This window comes from Pseudomonas sp. FSL R10-2189, from assembly GCF_009600325.1.
GTDB classification, from domain to species: domain Bacteria; phylum Pseudomonadota; class Gammaproteobacteria; order Pseudomonadales; family Pseudomonadaceae; genus Aquipseudomonas; species Aquipseudomonas helleri.
Genome location: NZ_WIVZ01000113.1, coordinates 1 through 686, shown reverse-complemented (window position 1 = coordinate 686; position 686 = coordinate 1). Strand labels below are relative to the sequence as shown.

Sequence of the window (686 nt, the reverse complement as noted above, 5' to 3'; positions counted from 1 at the left end):
GCTTTTAAATGGTAGGTGGTGCTGTAGTCGCTGCCGCCGGCTTCTTCTTGCAGGCTGCTGTGCTGTTTGCCGGTGTGCTCAAGGGCGATGCTGCGCCAGCGGTCGTTGAAATCCGGGCGTGGGTGTTCGCTGAGGTCGAAGGCCAGACCGGGTTGCAAGCGGGCGTCGTCGCCTTCGAGTTCGGCCATGCGCGCGTCGCTGCGCAAGGCGTGAAGGCGGGTTTTGGTAAAAGGTTTGCCCGCTGCATCGCGTTTGTAGCGGCCGGGGTAGTCGTAGCGCTCGTAGTCCTTGTGCTGGTTTTTCAGGGCCAGGCCGCCATCGGCGGTGTGTTGCTGGTTGTAGCGCGGATGGGTGAAGGTGTAATCGCGCTGCACTTGCCGAGAAGTGCGCACCTGCTCGGTGTAGCTGAAGCGGTGCAAGGCAGGCTCTGACGAATCGCCGCCGCCCATGGGCTGATAGAGCACCGGGCAGTCTTTGTGGGTGCCGATGGTGCCAAGGCCACCGACGCGATCGGTGAGGATCAAGGTGTGGCCATCGGTGCGGTGTTCGAAGGTGTAAAGCAGGCCTTCCTCAGCGGCGAGGCGGGCAATAAAGTCGAGATCGGTTTCGCCCGCCTGCACGCAGTATTCGCGGGTCTGGTGATCGAAACAGATCTGTTTTTCGAGGTCGGTGATGCGTTGGCCCTT

The 686-nt window shown here is 61.7% G+C and carries 1 protein-coding gene; it reads right to left on the bottom strand.

Annotated features, from left to right (window positions below; translation table 11 throughout):
- Positions 1-686: type VI secretion system tip protein VgrG (gene vgrG / locus GHO32_RS26155; protein ID WP_153443116.1), on the bottom strand; the 686-nt coding region annotated here is incomplete at both ends.